Source organism: Alkalicoccus luteus (genome assembly GCF_052061695.1).
Taxonomy (GTDB): domain Bacteria; phylum Bacillota; class Bacilli; order Bacillales; family Salisediminibacteriaceae; genus Alkalicoccus; species Alkalicoccus luteus.
Window position 1 is genome coordinate 23,602 of the sequence record NZ_JBPZEY010000011.1, and the last position, 16,874, is coordinate 40,475.

Sequence of the window (16,874 nt, forward strand, 5' to 3'; positions counted from 1 at the left end):
CGGGATGTTCTGCTCGATCTCATACGTACCCCTGCATATTTCTGGCAGACTATCCTACACATAAGCCTGCAGGTCAGGTAAGATAGAGAGAGAACGTGAAACTGACAGTTTCTGAAGGGAGAGATGTACATGCCAGCCCTGCCTCCAAGCTTTTTAGGAAAAAAAGTTTACATGGACGGTGAAAAGAAACAATATTACGTCGTAAAATACGAAGATAAGAAAGGAAAACGGTCTGTCGACGTGTTGTTATTTGAACATGAAAATCCGGTGATTTTTGGGTCACTCGATTACAACGGACGTTTTTTAGACTCCTTCTATCTCTCCAACCGTACGACGAAAGCTTCAGGTGAAGCGGTCGAACAGTTCCGGGTGATGCAGTCCAGGAGAAAGCAGCACCGGATGACACAAGATGATTTAAAGGACGCATTGAAAAGTGAAGAGGATGCAAAGAAGAAAAACAAAAAAATTGTGAAGCTTCTTCTCGACGAGCATCTCGAAGACATTAAAAATGGATGGCCGTCAAGATTAATCGCACTTCAACGCGAAGAGGACGGCGCACCGGATTCACTTATTATGAATACGCTGCTCGAAGCGACCGGGACAGCTAACCCGAAAAAAACGTATGAATACCTAAAGATGCACCGCCTGGATGATCTTGTGCCGACACTCGGTTTTTATACAGATCAACATCCCGAGCTGATTGAGAAAGTGTCTGCTGATTACTTTGCTGTGAAGCAGGGAGCTGTATTGGAGGCCTTTTTGCAGGAGACAGCCGGGGTTGTTCCTATGGAGAACGAAAAAGAAATGGAGCAGCTTCTCGTCACAGCTGAACAAATTGATCGCCGTTACGGCCGGAGCACGCTGAAAAATCTCCTTCGTATCTTATCCAGACGCGTCAAGCAGGAAAAAGATCAGTCAATGAAGGAATGGCTGTATACCATTACCGTAGATAAAAAGCTGAAGCAGGCGATTGTCCAATCATTGAAAAAATAGCTTCACTGCAAGCTTTAGACCGGTCCGCATTTTTGCGGCCGGTCTTTTTGCTGATCATCAACCGCCGGCAGACCGAACGTGCGCAATAACGTAACACCTAACAAAAAACCATGCCAGGCTGTTGAAAAAGTCTTTCAACTTACATGTTTATTCGTTTGGTTGTACTTCCCCTCTGCTTAACGAACCTGACGCGGGCTTTCCTTCAGCTATTTCTCAGGGTGCCCCCCTGTATAGAGGGAGAACGGCGCGGCTTCCACGGGCACGCTGCACACATCGGGGAAACGGCTCTGCTTCTTGGAGAACAACGTCTCAACCGGCAGACGCGACTGCTTTTTTTACGTTTACCATGAATTTGATGAAGGACGGACACCCCGATTCAACATCAAAACGTCTCCTCGGGAAGGTTCGATCTGTATGAAGCCGATCGTGCAGGCCTAACCATGTACGTGAGACGGACTGCCAGCTGCCGACATCGGAGGACCTCGGTTCAGAACGAGGCGAAGAGCCGGCGGACAGCAGAAGGAAAAGCCGAGCCCCTTCCTTCCAGAAAGCGAGTGTTTGCAGTTACAGGCAGATGCAACGTGATGCACCTGAAATGACTATATCAACACTCTGAGCATTCTTTTTCCGTCATTAACAAGCCAAAAAGGGGCTGTCCCATCGATAATATCGACTTATGGGACAGCCCCTTTCGTCGTCAGTCGTCCTTTTTCGTCTCCCGATAAACGGGGTAGCTAACGAACAGCGAACCTGCTGCAATCAGCGCGTTTGCAATGTCCGTGATGTTCTCTAGCATGGTGTTCCTTCCGTTGTTGGTAGCCACCAGCCTACCTGATCGGGAAGCCGGAAGCAAGTCAGCGTCCAAAAACATGCTGAGTTACCCTCTATTCTCTTCTAATAATACCCCTTTTATCGCTCGTGGACGGTTAGTTCGATCATCGCCCTGGGCTGTTCATCAATCGTAATCTGCGAGAAAGCAGGAACCATGAATAAATCGACTTCTCGGCTTCGTTATCATGCTTTTGTTCTTCTTGCGAAGTCGACGAATTTGAACTTATCCGGCCGGTGTCTCGACTCTGTATATTGAAACAGACTGGCATCATCAAAATAGACGAAGTTCTTCACCACTACTACGGTATCGTAGCCTTCCAAATCAAGATAACCTCTATCTTCCTCCGTTGGGGCTTCCACGGTGATTTCTTTTCGTGCAAAGCTGATCGCCATGCCAAGCTCTTTTTCAATATATTCATAAATGGAACCGCGGCAAATGTCTTCTGTTAACTGCTCAACGTACATCTTTTTAAAGAAGTCTTTATCAAAAATAATGCGCTCTCCGTCGATTTCACGAATTCGGTGAACCTCCCAGACTTCGGATTCCGGCGAAGCCTGCAGCGCACCCTGCAAGCTTTTATCCGGATGAATCAGCTCCAGCTTTTTCACCTCGGTCACTGCGTTCCCGCCAAGCATACCGGCAAGCTCTGTAAAGCTGACGAGTCCGGAAACAGGGAAGTCAAACTTCCTTGCATCCAGTACAATCGATCCTTTGCCCTGCACTTTTTGAATGAAGCCGTTTTGAGCGAGCTGGTTCAGTGCTTTGCGAATGGTCTCTCTCGATGTTTGGAACTGCTCAACAAGATCATGCTCAGACGGAAGCTTGCTGCCAGCTTCAAAGCCTCCGCCTTGAATTTGATCCGCTATCTCCTTATAAATCTGCAGATATTTATTCTGCATGGCGTCCACCTGCCCTACCTGGTCAAAATAAAAGCGGCTGTTTCGTATGGCTTAAGCCGGATCGTATCGTTCCAGCTGGTACGTTCGTAGTTGCCAATCAGCCGCTCAGCCTGCGCTGGTTGAAACTCTTCCGGAACCGGGAACAACACGTCCTCGCCATAAAAGTTGTTCAATACAATCAGGGCTTCTTCTTGATAGCGCCTTACGTAGGCAAACACATTCTGATCATCCGGGCTGAGCAGTTCATAGCTTCCGTACGTAATAATATCATATTCTTTACGCAGCTGAATCAGCTGCTTATAAAAGTAGAAGATTGAATTCGGATCCTGCAGTGCTGCTTCTGCATTAATGGTTTCATAGTTGGCCGCAGCAGGTATCCACGGTGTTCCTGTAGTAAAGCCGCCGTGCCGCTCTGCATTCCATTGAACCGGCGTTCTGGAATTGTCACGGGATTTTGCACGAATAACAGGCATCACTTCATCGTCCGTTTTTCCTTCCGCTTTTTTTGCCTGGTAATAGTTTAATGTTTCTACGTCTCGATAGCTCTCAATGCTTTCAAATCCAGGATCGGTCATGCCAAATTCTTCTCCCTGATAAATATACGGGGTTCCCTGCATCAGATGCATACAGGCTGCGAGCATTTTGGCAGACTCGCGATGGTAGCGTCCATCATCGCCATAGCGCGTAACAACACGCGGCTGATCGTGGTTGCACCAGAACAGGGCATTCCAGCCGCCGCCTTCATGCATGCGAACTTGCCATTCTGATAAAATCTGTTTTAAAGCATAAAAATCAAAATCGGCGAGCGCCCATTTTTCTCCATTCGGATAGTCCACCTTCAGATGGTGGAAATTAAACGTCATGCTGAGCTCATTCCGGTCCGGCCGTGTATAGTTGATGCAGTGATCTATCGTCGTGGAGCTCATTTCTCCAACTGTCATTGCGTCATAATGGGAGAAGACCTCCCGATTCATTTCCTGCATAAACTCGTGCACACGGGGGCCATCTGTATAAAACTTTCTGCCGTCCCCTGGTGCTGTTAAGCCATCATCATTGGGAAAGCGCTGATCTTTGGATATTAAATTAATCACGTCCAGCCGGAAGCCGTCTACTCCCTTTTTAAACCAGAAGTGCATCATATCATAAACGTCCCGTCTCAGCTGTTCATTTTCCCAATTTAGGTCCGCCTGGGTTACATCAAACAAATGCAGATAATACTGACCTGTTTTTTCATCAAACTGCCAGGCGTTGCCGCCAAATTTAGACTGCCAGTTCGTCGGCTCTGCCCCGTTTATCGGGTCTTTCCAGATATAATAGTTTCGATAGGCGCTGTCCTTAGACGAGGCTGCGTCTCGAAACCATTCGTGTTCCGTAGACGTATGATTTACAACAATATCCATAATCAGCTTAATATCACGGGAATGTGCTTCTTCAAGCAGCCGGTCAAAATCTTCCATGCTTCCGTATTCCTCATGTATACTGAAATAATCACTTATGTCATACCCGTTGTCGCGCTGCGGGGATTTGTACGGAGGTGTCAGCCATATGACATCCACTCCAAGCGTTTGTAAATAATCGAGCTTCTCAATGATCCCCTGCAAGTCTCCCGTACCGTTTCCTGTAGTATCATTAAAGCTTTTCGGATAAATTTGATAGACGACGGCTCTGCGCCACCATTCCTGCATTGTATTCATGTGTCAGCCTCCTCATATCGGTATCTGCCTGCATTATAACTTGTATATACAAGATAGTAAAGCTGCACCTCTGCTACGATTCCTTTCCCTCTGCCGGCTGCAGACAAGCGTCTTTTTTGGAACGACTTCCAGCTTTATTTCTATAAGCCGCTGCTATCAGGTTTCACAAATGAGTCCCTTTACCGCGGATACCGCGAACTCGTTTTTAGTCACAGAAACAGGACAGCGTTCAAGCGGCTCAACTTGCATACTTGGACCGTTTCTTTCCATGAGAAAAAACCATCCGAGTCGCCCGGATGGTTTTCATCTTATGTGGTAACGCCGCTTTCTGCCTGCTTTAAAGCTTCTGCTGCCAGATCGACGATGTGGACCGCTTTCACGCTGTCAGCCAGTCCCTCTCGTTCAATCCCTGCTTTCATCTGCAGCAGACAGCCTGGATTCGATGTCACGATTACGCTGGCCTGAACATGACGAACATCTGCCATCTTTTTGTCTAAAATTTTCATTGCCATTCTCGGCTGCACCAGGTTGTAAATACCAGCCGAGCCGCAGCACTGTTCCTTATCTGGCATAGCTGCATAGGTAACGCCTTCTATGCGCCGCAGCAATGCTTCCACGTTTCCCTTCTCCTTCATCACGTTTTCCAAGTGACAGGACGGCTGATACGTTACCAGCTCAGCGTCCAGCTTCATCGGCGGAAGCTCCAGCTCTGCAAGCAGCGTACTGATGTCGCCCACTTTCTCAGAGAAAACTTTTGCCCGTTCACACCATTCGGGCTCCTCCTTCAGTAAAAAAGGATATTCCTTTAATCCTGCCCCGCAGCCGCCTGCATTGGTAACAATAAAGTCAGCCTCAGTTTGTTCAAAGGCTTCGATGTTCGTTTTAGCAAGTTTTTTTGCTCCATCCGCCTCACCAGCATGAGCATGCAGGGCTCCGCAGCACTGCTGCGTATCAGGAACAACTACTTCACATCCGCTTTTCTCAAGCAAATAGAGCGTATTCTGATTCGTTTCTGTGAACATCGTACTCATTAAGCATCCGTCAAAAAAGGCCACTTTTTTTAGAGGTTGCTGCTGCCGCACTGCCAGTACCGGCGGACGAAGAGCCTGCTTTGGAGGAGCTGCTTCAGGCATGATTCGCTCCATCAGCGCTGCTTCTCCCGGCAGCAGGCGAAACGCTCCGCTTTTTTGCATCAGCTTTTGCACGGGGGTCTTTTCATACATCCACCTCATTCGGTGAACCGTTTCCATTCTGCGCCGATCTAAAAAGAGCCACTGAAACACTGTCTTTCGCAGGACACGAACCGGGACCGAGTAGCGTTTATGCTCCTGAATAACGGCTCTGGCCTGCTCCAGAATATGACCATAATTGACGCCTGACGGACACGCAGGTTCGCAAGCTCGACAGCCCAGACACTCATTCAGCTGAGCCTCCACTTCCTCGTCCGGCTCCTTTTTACCATCTGCAACAGCCTTCATCAACGCAATTCTTCCACGCGGAGAGCTTGCCTCATTTCCGCCGGTTTTTATATATGTCGGGCAAGAGGGCAGACAAAATCCACATCTCGTGCAGTTCATCAGTTCCTCATAATCAATACGGCTCTGAAATTCTTGTTGAAGCGATGTCTTACTCACGTGTTCCGCCTCCCAGCACAATACGTTTTTTCGTATCCTTTGCAAATATTTTTCCAGGATTTAAAATATTGTCCGGATCAAGCGCCTGCTTTACTGCTTTCATCGCATCCACCCCAGCCTGACCGAGCTTCCATTCCAGGTAAGGCGCTTTCATTTCGCCGACGCCGTGTTCACCGGTAATCGTTCCTCCGAGATCCACTGCTTTTGCAAAAATAGCCGCAAAAGCCTCTTCTACTCGCTCCATCTCAGCATGATTTCGAACATCCGTCATACACGTAGGATGAAGATTCCCATCCCCGGCATGACCAAACGTACAAATTTCCACCTCATAGGCAGCTGCTGTCTCTTCGATAAAGCGGACCATTTCGGCGAGCTTGGAGCGCGGAACTGTGGCATCCTCCAGCAGCGTCGTCGGCCTTCTTCGCGCGAGCGCTGTTAGAGCGGATCGTCTCGCCTCGGTTAATGCTAGTGCTTCTTCTTCATTCTGAGCAAGGCGGACTGAAATCGCTCCATACTTTTTGCATAACTGCTGCATGGCTTCCATATGCCGGTTTACCACTTCCGGGTCGCCGTCCTGCTCCATTAAGAGAACCGCTCCTGCATCTACAGGCAGGCCGATTTCAGCAAAATCTTCTACCGCTTGAAGCGTTGGCTGGTCTACGAATTCGAGGGTTGCAGGAATGATTTTATCGGCAATGATCGCAGAAACTGATTCTGCCGCCTGTTCCATGTTAGGAAAAAGGGCCAGCGCCGTTTTTTTCGTTTCCGGTTTTGGCACGAGCTTTAAAATAGCCTCTGTCACGATACCGAGCGTTCCTTCTGCTCCCGTCAAAAGTTTTGTAAAATCATATCCTGCCGTATCCTTCGCGAGCTTGCCCCCTGTACGTATAACTTCACCGTTTGCGAGCACCGCTTCCAGACCAAGTACATAGTCCTTCGTTACTCCATACTTTAATCCTCTGAGGCCGCCGGAATTCTCATTAATATTGCCAGCGATCGTAGATATTTTCATCGAGCTCGGATCCGGTGGATAAAACAGCCCTTCCGCCTCCGCCCGTTTGGTAATATCAAGTGTGATGACTCCCGGCTGAACGGTCATCGTCAAGTTTTCCTTATCGACCTCCAAAATTCGATTCATGTGCATGAATACCATGACGATCCCACCTTGTGACGGCACCGTACCGGCACACAGGTTCGTTCCCGAGCCGCGCGGAATGATAGGGATATGGTGCTCTCGGCAGACGTTTATAATCGCTTGTACTTCCTGAACCGATGCAGGTCTGATTACACCGTCAGGCTCGGACTGGAAACCAGGCGTTGCGTCATAAGAATAGACGAGCCTCTGTTCATGTGTATCTGAGAAACGTTCCACCCCTGTAATAGCCGTCAGTTGATCCTTAACTGTTTGATCCAGCATAAAAAATCCCCTCTCTGCGCTGTTTATACTTGAGTATACGCAAAGAAGGGAGAAAATGGTATATCACTTCTGCTAATTACAGGTAATATTTTTATTGTTTTTTTGGCTGATTTAACAATTTCACGGCGATTACAAGCACTGCCAAGTCTTCTCCCCGTTTCCACGAAAGTCCAGTAAGATCTTCCAGTTTGGCAAGTCTGTACTGAACGGTGTTCACGTGCACGTCGAGCACGGCTGCTGTGCGTTTTAACGAATAGCCCTCTTGTATGAACGCCTCGACCGTCCTGCGAAGAGCTGTATCATTACTCAGGGCAGTGTCCTCCATCAGCTTCTTCTTCGTCCGATCAGTCAAATCGTGCAGCAAGAGTTCCAGCGACAGCATTTGATAGATAATTAATTCTCCAGATGAATGCTGCGCTGCTGTTTCTGCTTCTTCAAGCATATTTGCAAAATCCATCCCTGGCCGTGAAAGTCCGGCACGTTCCACTACTGCATCATGCTTGTCCAAATAATTCATGAACTGACTGGAAAGCTGCTCCGCCTGGTCACTTGCCCATATACAAACGTACTGATCATAGCGCCATTTTGTTAAAAAGCCGGCAAACTGCTCCGGATAGGGGATCTCTTCTGGTTCGGGCTGTACCATTTGAACGATGAGTACGCTGTAGAAATCGTCATCATTAAGCCCGATCCGGCTGGCAATCCGCTTTTGCTCCTCAGAGTTTTCCTTTGCTGCAAGCAGCCCGTGCAACAGCCTTTCTCCTGCATACCAGCGAAGCCGGAGCGCTTCTGCACTAAACAGCTTTTCGATAAGTAATTCCGTCATTTTTTGAAGAAGTGCACCATACGTAGCAGTCTTTTCCCTGCTCCCTGTTATACCGAGGACTCCGATGATGCTTCCACGAAACCCAAGCGGAAGCACTGTTCCCGCTCTCACCGAAGGATCCGTTTGCGCCTCCGATTCACTGACCGTTTTCGCTTTTCCGGTGATCATCACTTCCCGTCCCGGAAGATGCCGGGTCCCGATTCTGCCGGAGTCTGTAGCTGCGGTAATATAGCCATCTTTATCAATCACAATGATTTCTTCTTCAATGACGTCGGATGCTTCGGCTACGATTCTCGCAGCGAGATCGTCGGAGATAACCAGATCATTCACCGCCTTCCCGTTTTACATCGTTCTAATTACTCGCTTTCCTGAAGACTGACAACCGCAGGTGAGGCTAAGTATGCGGCAACAAGAGCAACGGCCAGCAGCACGAGAGATGCTCCGCTGTCTGCGTTTACAACTTCTCCAATAAGATAAGCTGCACCGACCGATCCAATCAGCAGCAAGCCCTGCATTCTTCTCGATTTTGTCGTAGGGACTAGCTTCTTACTGCAGGCTTTGCAAACTGTACTGCGATTGATTTGCAGCAAGTCGCTGTAAGACAGCTCTGCATAACAGGCTGGGCATTTTTTCATCTGATCCACCTCTTTCACGGATTTAGTATAGCATATCCCTGCGTACCTAAAAAAAGCGCACCGGTTTGTTTACCGGAGCGCTTTCGGCGTGCGTTATAAGTGGTCAATCCTTCACTTACTTAATCACTTGCTTTTCAGATGGATACGTGACATCTTTGGTTCGGTAGCGGTCGAATCGTCTGCGGAGATCTTCTCCCAGAAGGGCTGCCGGAACCATAATCATACCGGATACCATAAGCGCTGTGATCAGCCAGACGGCATAGGCGAACTGCATGATAGGGAAGACAACGACAGCGTGCATCAGAACAACAGTAAGCGGGAGAGCCAGCAGCGTTATATATTGATTTCGAATCAAAAAGCCTGCTCCAAACCCAACAAACAGACTGATAACCGGCATTACAAAAAGGACAAGCTGAGTGGTAGTCATGGTGTTCTCCTCCTTGCACAATGATGTACAGTCAAGGACTGATAACCACCTATACCCGTTTTCAGAATTTTCAATCACTTATCTATTGAGACGAAGGTCCGAATTTTCCCTGCCTATAATCCATCATCGCCTGCTCGAGCTCTTCTTCTGTATTCATAACGAATGGACCGCCTGCAGCTACCGGCTCCTGAATTGGTTTACCAGAGTAAAACAGCATTCGCATTCTTGAAGCTGCCTTTATGCGCACCCCCGTTTCACCTTCCCCAGGCGTTTCATAAACCGCTGTGCCGGAGCGCTCCATCTGCGCTTCAGACTCTCCAGCCTTCACGGAGCCAGCCAGCACGTAGCTGAACACAAATTCGTCTCCGGGAAATGGGATCGTGTATTCCGCGCCCTCTTCCAGATAAAGCTCTGCCATTCGAAATGGATACACGCTTTCAGCCGGCCCTTTTACGCCGTTAAATTCTCCACTGTAAATACGCAAATGTCCGCCCTGGATATCGACGAGCGGTGCGTCTTCAAGACGAATGTTTTGATAAAAAGTGTCCGAAAACTTCTCTTGTTTCGGAAGGTTCAGCCACAGCTGCAGCGTATGAATTAAATCATCGTTGTATGCTTCCTCAGCATGTCTCGCTGCACCACCTGCATTCATATACTGTACGTCGCCAGCATCCAGAATGGAGTAACCTCCTGCATTGTCACTATGCTCCAGTCTTCCGTCTATGACGTAGGTGATCGTTTGAAATCCCCGGTGAGGATGATCGGAGAATACTCCGCGTTTAAACCAGTCTTCTGCCATTAATAAAAACGGATCTACTTCCGTCATTTTCTCCGGTGGCAGCACGAATCCTTGCTGCATATGCGGAAGTCCCGGATTTCGATATTGCACGTGCCAAAAATCTTTCACTGTTCGTAAATTCATCGATGAACGGCTCCTTTCTTTAACATCACTGTTTTACCTTTATACCACATCTATCTTCAACTTACAAAAAGTAAGCCTATTGATTTTCACCTTCCTTGTGAGCATATAGTGACGCTTCTCCATTTCGTGCTATACTAATAAAAAGCGTGTGAATCCATCGCAGGAGGTTCAGTGGATGTGAAAATATATTTGATTTCACTTCAGCTGCTGTACGGGGCAGCAATTCCCGCTTGGGTGATTGTTTGGCTTATTGCACTTATGACGCTTGATGCTGGCTTTCACTTATGGAACGTCATGTTTTTTAGCCTGACTACCCTCTTCCCTGTTGTAGCAGGATTGTGCGCCGTTTATGCATGGAAGTCACTGGAGCATCCGCGCCGCGCTGCCATGATTAATGCTTTACCTCTTTTATGGACTGCCCTCATTTTTTATTACGCGTCCTATATGTAATTCGTCTTCGCCGGAAGAAGTTTTTATTCCGGTATTTTTTGTGGCTTGCCGCCAATCTGCACGTTTTTTATGAAGGAGCTGACAAGATGAAATTAACCGTTACAGCTGCTATCTTATTTGCGGCTGCTCTGATCACATCGATTATTTTTTATCAGACTTACATAGCAGACTATGCACACCCTGTCGAAACAGTCATGGCTATTGCAACCGCAGCACTTGCCGCCATGTTTTTAGCACTAGCGATATTCATCCCACGCCGTTTAAAGCTTGTGACAGGCATCTCCATCACGCTCTTTTTTGCTGTCATTCTTGTAGGCGTAACCTTTTGGCTTGTTCGTCCGTACCAGCTGATTTATACGGAGCTGCCGGAGCGGGAGGCTGCTCTTTCCTCCCATTTGGAAGAGGAATATCCGGAAAGGGAATGGGAAATGAATAGAAGCCAAGTAGAGACGCATCCGATCTTCATGTTCGAAGTTGTGTTTGACGACGAGCCTGACCGTCCTTATTTGTATTTAATGGATCAGGATACGATGGACGGTGAATCCGAAATCGAACCACACGTACCTGAAGAGTAAGCGCTCCTGTACTTGACAACAAAAAAAGACCCGGCCCCCTCTTATGAAAGGGACCGGGTCTTTTTTGACAGGTTCGTGGTTGTCCAGAATCTGTTTTATGACGTTTCTGTCTCCAACAGCTCAAGCGTTTCGGCTGGAGCCTCCATCATCGTCGGGTAGCTGACGAACACATACAGCATAATAAACACCGCAGCAAGAATGAGGATGACAGCTATGGTTCGCCTGCCCCTCGTCTCACTGTTCATTCGAAGGGCGTATAAAACAGCAGCACCTGCTGCTGCAAGCAATACCACACTTGACCCGGCTGCTCTTTCCAGCTCATCAGCCTGCGCCATCGCCAGAACGGTCAGGAATTCACTCGTTTCATCTGCATTTGCTGTATTTATGGTGAACCGCTCCGGCTGAAAAACACCTTGCTCAAACTGTACTTCCTCTCCCTGCTCTTCATACTGCACCGTTCCAGGGTATACTCCCCCTGTATGAATCAGAAGCAGCGCCACAGCGGCAGCACCGATCAATCCACCGGACAGGATTAAATACAGGCGCCTGCTTTTCAACATCATTCCATTCTTCCCCCCTGCATCAATTAAACATCCTTCGTTACCTTATCACGGTTAAGGCTTTTTACGCCAGTCTCCAAACAGCATCCACAAGAGCAGGAAAGCTGCAGCTGCTGTTGCTTCCATGCCGATAATGTGCCACGGCTGTCCTCCGAATAAATCAAGCAGGCTGGTACCATCCGGTCTGTCCATAATAAACCAGTAGTTCCCCCCAGTTGCTCTGTTAATGATCCATATAAATGGAAGAAGCACATTAAGCAGCAGCAGTGTCAGCCAGACGGAGCGGAATGAAAGAGAATAGCGGTGCACCCAGAGAAAGTAAAAGCCTGTTATGATGACGGCACCATGTGTCAGGAAAAAATGAAAAAAACGGGCGTGAGGCAGTCCAAACGAGAGCACCGGTGTTAAAAAGGCCATTAAAGCACTCGCAATTCCAGCCATAAATACTACTTCAAAGACGAATTGATTTCTTGTGAGCAGGAGGATAATTGTACATATAACCATGATGTTGCTCAGTTCAAGTGGAAGGGCATGGTGGACTTCCCACCTTTCGGTCATCAGCAGCCAGAGCTGATACCAGACCTCCATTCCGGCAAGCAGCAGGGCGGCCGTCCATTCCAGCCTTCTATTTGGTGAACGATTCTGATTTAACCGCACGAATAGGATGGCACCGATAAGCAGTGCCAGAGCGGATATATGCTGCCAGTCGAACATGGTGAACGGGGCTTCTGAAGCATCTCCGCCAAAAAACACTGGAATCCCTCCTGTTTTTTCTATCCAGACGTTTACAATCGCAAAAAGCCGGTTATAGTCGTACTAGTTACCTATCTTTAAGTCAACTTAGAAAGGAGTGGTCATTCTTGGATAAGCAATATTCCCTGATTGTGCTCGATGCAGAAGGTGAGACTCAGCACATTATGGATCCTAGAAACGGTCAGGCATTGGAGGAGCTTTCAGCAGGTGATCTTCAGTCTGCACGTGTTTTTTACGATGAACTGAAAGAGGCTTATAAAGATTTTTCCGTTAAAATGCTGTTAAAATAAGCTGCACTTTGTCTGGTGCTGGACGAATGATCAGCTGTAAAAGCCATTTTACAAGCTGTGGACTTAGCAGATGCACGTATTTTTGTATATGATTATCTGACAGCCGTTAACCCGATTACTGCCATTATACATGTATAAATTGGACATGAAGACAGGGATGAAGCAGACGCTTATTTCTGTCTTTTTAGTTGCTGTCGTAAACAATCATCGTATCAATCACAGCCCTCGGCTGTCCTTCAAGTTCTTCCCGCTCGATGATCCATACGTTTACTTCCATGCCCCTTCGGATTGAAGAAATGGAAAGCGGTTCTTCTTCTGACGATAAGATGACTGAATCCAAATGTTCAATCAGCCATACCAGCTGCTGGTCTTCTTCATCATTGATACGTATTTGAATACGCCCTTGTCCATGCTGATGGTCGACAACCGTTCCAGAGAGCTGCGGAGGTTCTTCAGGCACTGAGGAATGCAGGCACCCTGGCAGAAACAGACTGCTGAGCAAAAGTGTGACAGCTGCCATCCTGATCATCGCAGTCCCCTCCCCTAATAGCATGTTAAGTACCAACCTATTCCCAGCCCTCACAAGCTTCAAACCGTACTTCTGACTCTCACCCATTCCATTTAGTCTAAAATAGACAAATCTTGCAGGAATCCGGACGTTCGTATGGAATTGGTCTAGGATGATGCAGTTAACTCTTAAAGGAGGAATCAACGATGCAGCAAATCAAATGGGGAATACTCAGTACAGCAGGAATTGCACGCAAGCAGATGGTTCCGGCTATTAAAGAGGCCGGAAATGCAATGCTATACGCCGTTGCAAGCGGAAGCGGCAAAGCTGCTGCTACAGCCGCAGAATGGGGAGCCGCAGTCCATCATGATTCCTACGAAGCGCTTCTGAATGATCCTGAAGTAGACGCTGTCTATATTCCCCTCCCAAATGCCCTTCATAAGGAATGGGTCATAAAAGCCATGCATCACGGCAAGCATGTGCTGGTAGAAAAACCTGCAGCCGTTACTTCTGACGATATCCGTGAGATCCGTGAGGCAGGAAAAGAAACCGGTATGACGTGGATGGAAGGATTTATGTATCAGTTTCATCCGCAGCACAGCTATGTAAAGGAACAGATCGCTATAGGGACGATCGGTACGATTCAAAAAATGCGTGCCTCCTTTTCATTCCCGTTGGATCTGACCAGCTCGAACATTCGGCTGAATTCTTCCTTAGGCGGCGGCAGCCTTTATGATGTTGGCTGTTACTGCGTACATGCCTGCCGGCACATTATCGATCAGGAGCCGGAGGCGGTTGTCGGTACAGGGCGCAGGCAGAGTGAAACAGGAGTAGATATTTCTACCTCTGCGATTCTAACGTTTCCGGAAATTGATGCCGTTATCGACTGCAGCTTTAACGAGTCTGCTTTGAACCGGTATGAAGTGTCCGGAACGAAAGGCCGGATAGAAGTCCCCTATGCGTTCCGCCCGGATCAGAATCCAGATAACGGCGAAGGCCTGGTCATCATAAAAGATGAAAATGGTAAGGAAATAGAGCGCAGATCGTTTGCAGGCAATCAGTTCACCCTCCAGGTGGAGCATTTTTCCCAGTGTCTGCTCGATGGTACGGAGCCGGTCTACACACCGGAGAGTACACATAACAACATGAAGGTGATTGAAGCAGTATATGCATCTCAAGAACAAGGCTGATCATCAACACGGTTTCTTGGCCGGACGTGTGCTGCATAGGGACCATTCAATCAATCTGTTTTTTCATCCTCCTCCATTCTGTGTTTCAAACGAAACATAGTCAAAAGCAGGAAAGCCCGGACCTGTAATCAGTCCGGGCTTCCAGAGCGTGGATAAAGTCAATTAAAGTGAATATCATTGCATCTGCCTGTAGCTGCGGAATTTCGCTTCCTGAAGGGAACGAGCTCGGCTTTCCCTCCTGCTGTCCGCCGGATCTTCGCCTCGTTCTGAGCCGAGATCCTTCGATGCCGGCAGCTGATCATACGTTTCACGAGCCTGGTTATGAAGGCACGATCGGCTTCCATACGGATAGAGCTTCCCATGAGACGTTTCGAAGTTAAATAGGGATGCCAGGCCTTCATCGAATTCATGATAAATGGAAAAAAAGCAGTCGCGTCCGCCTGTTATGACGTTGTTCTTCAACAAGCAGAGTCATTTCGCTTACACATGTAAGTTGAAAGACTTCTTCAACAGTCTGAAAGCCTGTTTTTACATAGGTTTCTGTACAGTGAAGTCGAGCTTTTCCAGCTCCTGAAGCCGATGAATCTCTGCATCTGCGTTGTGAGGAACCTTATGATGCTCCGGATTAAACCAGACCGTCTTTATTCCCGCACGAAAGCCACCTTCAATGTCGGCTGCCAGGCTGTCGCCGATGATAGCAGTCTGACTGCGGTCTGGCTGATCGAGTACTGCAAAAACGTGATCAAAGAAATGATTGGACGGTTTCGCACTGCCAATATCACCGGATATGAAAAGCTGATCAAACTGGTCTATGAGGCCTGCTTTTTTAAGCCTGCGCCTCTGTGTATCGCCTATCCCGTTTGTCACCGCACAGATCACTGCATGATACGACAGATAATCCAGTATTTGTTCGGCACCGTCGACTAAGTATACATGTTCTTCCAGCCCCTGACGGAACATCCGGTCTGCCCGTTCCCCGGATCCTTTTTTCCCAAAGGCAGCGAAGGTTCGGTTGAACCGCTCGGTAATCACATACTCTTTTTTTACTTTTCCTTGTTCATATTGCTCCCATAAGGAACGATTCGTTTTCTGATAGTAATCACGAACGTCCTGATTAAACGGTAATCCATATGCGTGAAAAACCTGATGAAGCGACTGCTCAGCTGATCGTTTAAAATCGAGCAGCGTATCATCCAAATCGAATAACATCGTTCTCATCCTGTTCCCCCTGCAGCATTTGATTTTCGTTTAGTATACCATACGCATGTTAGGTTCTCTTTGAGAATTGCCGTTTCACGTTCGCTATATCCGTTTATTGCCAATTGCATTAGAATAAAGGATGTATCATTCGATATCCGAATGAATCAGGAGGCCGCCTATGATTCGATTGCTCCGTTATATCAGCAATATCCTGACGGGTGCTGTTGTCTTTGTATTTGTGATTTGGATGAGCGGAGCTGCATTTGAAGAATCCCGGCTCATACCCTCCAGATGGTATTATTTCCTGCTTGCTGCAATATGGATCACAGGGATCATCTGGCAGACAAAGCCGCGTATGAGAACGTGGGGGATCGTCGTTACGATGCTTCCAACCGCGTATATCATCATCGCATTCTATCTTGCTTGGATGTTTCAAGGAACTCCTGCCCAGCAATAGTACCCTTTTTTCCTCATTTGAGAGGAAATAACGCTTGATGAAGCATGCCCAGAAAAGAAAAGTGTATGCCCCTTGTTTTAACGCCACTGGCTGTTCAAACGTTACCACGATGAGGAGGAATTCAATCGATGCAGATTCAAGGATTGCACCATGCTCAAATTACGATCCCTAAAGGACGTGAACAAGAAGGCCGGCAGTTTTACTGTGAATTGCTTGGCTTAGAGGAAATGGAAAAACCGGAAGCTCTAAAAGGCAGAGGCGGGTTTTGGCTTCACGCCGGAAACCTGCAGGTTCACGTAGGTACAGAAGACGGGGATGCAAGAAGCACAACGAAAGCACATCTTGCTTATGAAGTAACCGGCTTGGAAGCTTGGAAAGAAACACTTCGAGCACAAGGCCTTGTGCCGGAAGAATCGGTCCCTGTCCCCGGAATGGAACGCTTCGAATTCCGTGATCCGTTTGGCAACAGGGTCGAACTGCTGGAAGTTACCGAAGACCCTTCCCTCTGACGGGCAAATAGCTCTATGGATAGGGAAGAGCCCCTTTCCTTAGAGCTATTTTTTAATAAGCAGATTGATACAGGCCTTAAACCGGGTATGGTAAACTGTACGT

20 protein-coding genes are annotated in these 16,874 nt (G+C 47.8%); 7 read left to right on the forward strand and 13 right to left on the reverse strand.

Annotated features, from left to right (window positions below):
• Positions 1–129 precede the first annotated feature (129 nt).
• Positions 130–993, forward strand: a complete 864-nt coding sequence (locus tag ACSZLD_RS13900; protein WP_377907740.1) for a hypothetical protein — start codon at positions 130–132, stop codon at positions 991–993.
• Positions 994–2,007: 1,014 nt separating this feature from the next.
• Here the strand turns inward: ACSZLD_RS13900 and treR are convergent.
• The 8 genes from treR to ACSZLD_RS13940 all read right to left on the reverse strand — a co-directional run bounded on the left by treR (position 2,008) and on the right by ACSZLD_RS13940 (position 10,279).
• A complete protein-coding gene (gene treR, locus ACSZLD_RS13905; protein WP_377907739.1) occupies positions 2,008–2,724 on the reverse strand; it encodes a trehalose operon repressor in 717 nt (238 codons plus the stop codon).
• Positions 2,725–2,738: 14 nt separating this feature from the next.
• Positions 2,739–4,409, reverse strand: coding sequence for an alpha,alpha-phosphotrehalase (gene treC / locus ACSZLD_RS13910; RefSeq protein ID WP_444685587.1), 1,671 nt, complete (start codon positions 4,407–4,409; stop codon positions 2,739–2,741).
• A 317-nt stretch (positions 4,410–4,726) separates the two neighbouring features.
• On the reverse strand, positions 4,727–5,995 hold the full coding sequence (locus tag ACSZLD_RS13915; RefSeq protein WP_444685588.1) for a (Fe-S)-binding protein: 1,269 nt from the start codon (positions 5,993–5,995) through the stop codon (positions 4,727–4,729).
• A 49-nt stretch (positions 5,996–6,044) separates the two neighbouring features.
• The gene (gene glcD, locus ACSZLD_RS13920) at positions 6,045–7,469 is read right to left on the reverse strand and encodes a glycolate oxidase subunit GlcD (protein WP_444685540.1); all 1,425 of its coding nucleotides are present in this window, start codon (positions 7,467–7,469) and stop codon (positions 6,045–6,047) included.
• A 91-nt stretch (positions 7,470–7,560) separates the two neighbouring features.
• Positions 7,561–8,625: a CdaR family transcriptional regulator gene (locus ACSZLD_RS13925; protein WP_444685541.1), complete on the reverse strand. Its 1,065-nt coding sequence runs from the start codon at positions 8,623–8,625 to the stop codon at positions 7,561–7,563.
• Between the two features lie 26 nt (positions 8,626–8,651).
• Complete coding sequence (locus tag ACSZLD_RS13930) at positions 8,652–8,930, reverse strand: hypothetical protein (protein ID WP_377907736.1); 279 nt, start codon at positions 8,928–8,930, stop codon at positions 8,652–8,654.
• A gap of 115 nt (positions 8,931–9,045) precedes the next feature.
• Positions 9,046–9,357 (reverse strand): hypothetical protein, encoded by a 312-nt coding sequence (locus ACSZLD_RS13935; protein ID WP_377907735.1) that lies wholly within the window; start codon positions 9,355–9,357, stop codon positions 9,046–9,048.
• Positions 9,358–9,439: 82 nt separating this feature from the next.
• Positions 9,440–10,279, reverse strand: coding sequence for a pirin family protein (locus ACSZLD_RS13940; protein ID WP_377907734.1), 840 nt, complete (start codon positions 10,277–10,279; stop codon positions 9,440–9,442).
• 177 nt (positions 10,280–10,456) lie between these two features.
• On the opposite strand from ACSZLD_RS13940, the gene ACSZLD_RS13945 reads away from it, so the two are divergent.
• Together ACSZLD_RS13945 and ACSZLD_RS13950 are read left to right on the forward strand one after the other, a co-directional pair.
• Positions 10,457–10,729, forward strand: a complete 273-nt coding sequence (locus tag ACSZLD_RS13945) for a hypothetical protein (protein WP_377907733.1) — start codon at positions 10,457–10,459, stop codon at positions 10,727–10,729.
• A gap of 86 nt (positions 10,730–10,815) precedes the next feature.
• On the forward strand, positions 10,816–11,304 hold the full coding sequence (locus tag ACSZLD_RS13950) for a hypothetical protein (protein ID WP_444685542.1): 489 nt from the start codon (positions 10,816–10,818) through the stop codon (positions 11,302–11,304).
• A 95-nt stretch (positions 11,305–11,399) separates the two neighbouring features.
• On the opposite strand, the gene ACSZLD_RS13955 is transcribed toward ACSZLD_RS13950, so the two are convergent.
• On the reverse strand, positions 11,400–11,867 hold the full coding sequence (locus ACSZLD_RS13955) for a hypothetical protein (protein WP_444685543.1): 468 nt from the start codon (positions 11,865–11,867) through the stop codon (positions 11,400–11,402).
• 51 nt (positions 11,868–11,918) lie between these two features.
• The gene (locus tag ACSZLD_RS13960; protein WP_377907730.1) at positions 11,919–12,617 is read right to left on the reverse strand and encodes a YwaF family protein; all 699 of its coding nucleotides are present in this window, start codon (positions 12,615–12,617) and stop codon (positions 11,919–11,921) included.
• Positions 12,618–12,724: 107 nt separating this feature from the next.
• Between ACSZLD_RS13960 and ACSZLD_RS13965 the strand changes: the two genes are divergently transcribed.
• Positions 12,725–12,907 carry a hypothetical protein gene (locus ACSZLD_RS13965; RefSeq protein ID WP_377907729.1) on the forward strand — a complete coding sequence of 61 codons (183 nt, stop codon included), beginning with the start codon at positions 12,725–12,727 and terminating at the stop codon, positions 12,905–12,907.
• A 184-nt stretch (positions 12,908–13,091) separates the two neighbouring features.
• Here ACSZLD_RS13965 and ACSZLD_RS13970 read toward each other — a convergent pair whose 3' ends face one another.
• Positions 13,092–13,436 carry a hypothetical protein gene (locus ACSZLD_RS13970; RefSeq protein ID WP_444685544.1) on the reverse strand — a complete coding sequence of 115 codons (345 nt, stop codon included), beginning with the start codon at positions 13,434–13,436 and terminating at the stop codon, positions 13,092–13,094.
• 185 nt (positions 13,437–13,621) lie between these two features.
• On the opposite strand from ACSZLD_RS13970, the gene ACSZLD_RS13975 reads away from it, so the two are divergent.
• The gene (locus tag ACSZLD_RS13975) at positions 13,622–14,605 is read left to right on the forward strand and encodes a Gfo/Idh/MocA family protein (protein ID WP_444685545.1); all 984 of its coding nucleotides are present in this window, start codon (positions 13,622–13,624) and stop codon (positions 14,603–14,605) included.
• Between the two features lie 174 nt (positions 14,606–14,779).
• Here the strand turns inward: ACSZLD_RS13975 and ACSZLD_RS13980 are convergent, their stop codons facing one another.
• Together ACSZLD_RS13980 and ACSZLD_RS13985 are read right to left on the reverse strand one after the other, a co-directional pair.
• Positions 14,780–15,067 (reverse strand): hypothetical protein, encoded by a 288-nt coding sequence (locus ACSZLD_RS13980; RefSeq protein ID WP_440898569.1) that lies wholly within the window; start codon positions 15,065–15,067, stop codon positions 14,780–14,782.
• Between the two features lie 66 nt (positions 15,068–15,133).
• A complete protein-coding gene (locus ACSZLD_RS13985; RefSeq protein ID WP_444685546.1) occupies positions 15,134–15,823 on the reverse strand; it encodes a YjjG family noncanonical pyrimidine nucleotidase in 690 nt (229 codons plus the stop codon).
• A gap of 160 nt (positions 15,824–15,983) precedes the next feature.
• Between ACSZLD_RS13985 and ACSZLD_RS13990 the strand changes: the two genes are divergently transcribed.
• Together ACSZLD_RS13990 and ACSZLD_RS13995 are read left to right on the forward strand one after the other, a co-directional pair.
• Positions 15,984–16,262: a hypothetical protein gene (locus ACSZLD_RS13990; protein ID WP_377907725.1), complete on the forward strand. Its 279-nt coding sequence runs from the start codon at positions 15,984–15,986 to the stop codon at positions 16,260–16,262.
• A 128-nt stretch (positions 16,263–16,390) separates the two neighbouring features.
• Positions 16,391–16,771 carry a VOC family protein gene (locus ACSZLD_RS13995; protein WP_444685547.1) on the forward strand — a complete coding sequence of 127 codons (381 nt, stop codon included), beginning with the start codon at positions 16,391–16,393 and terminating at the stop codon, positions 16,769–16,771.
• Positions 16,772–16,874: the final 103 nt, after the last annotated feature.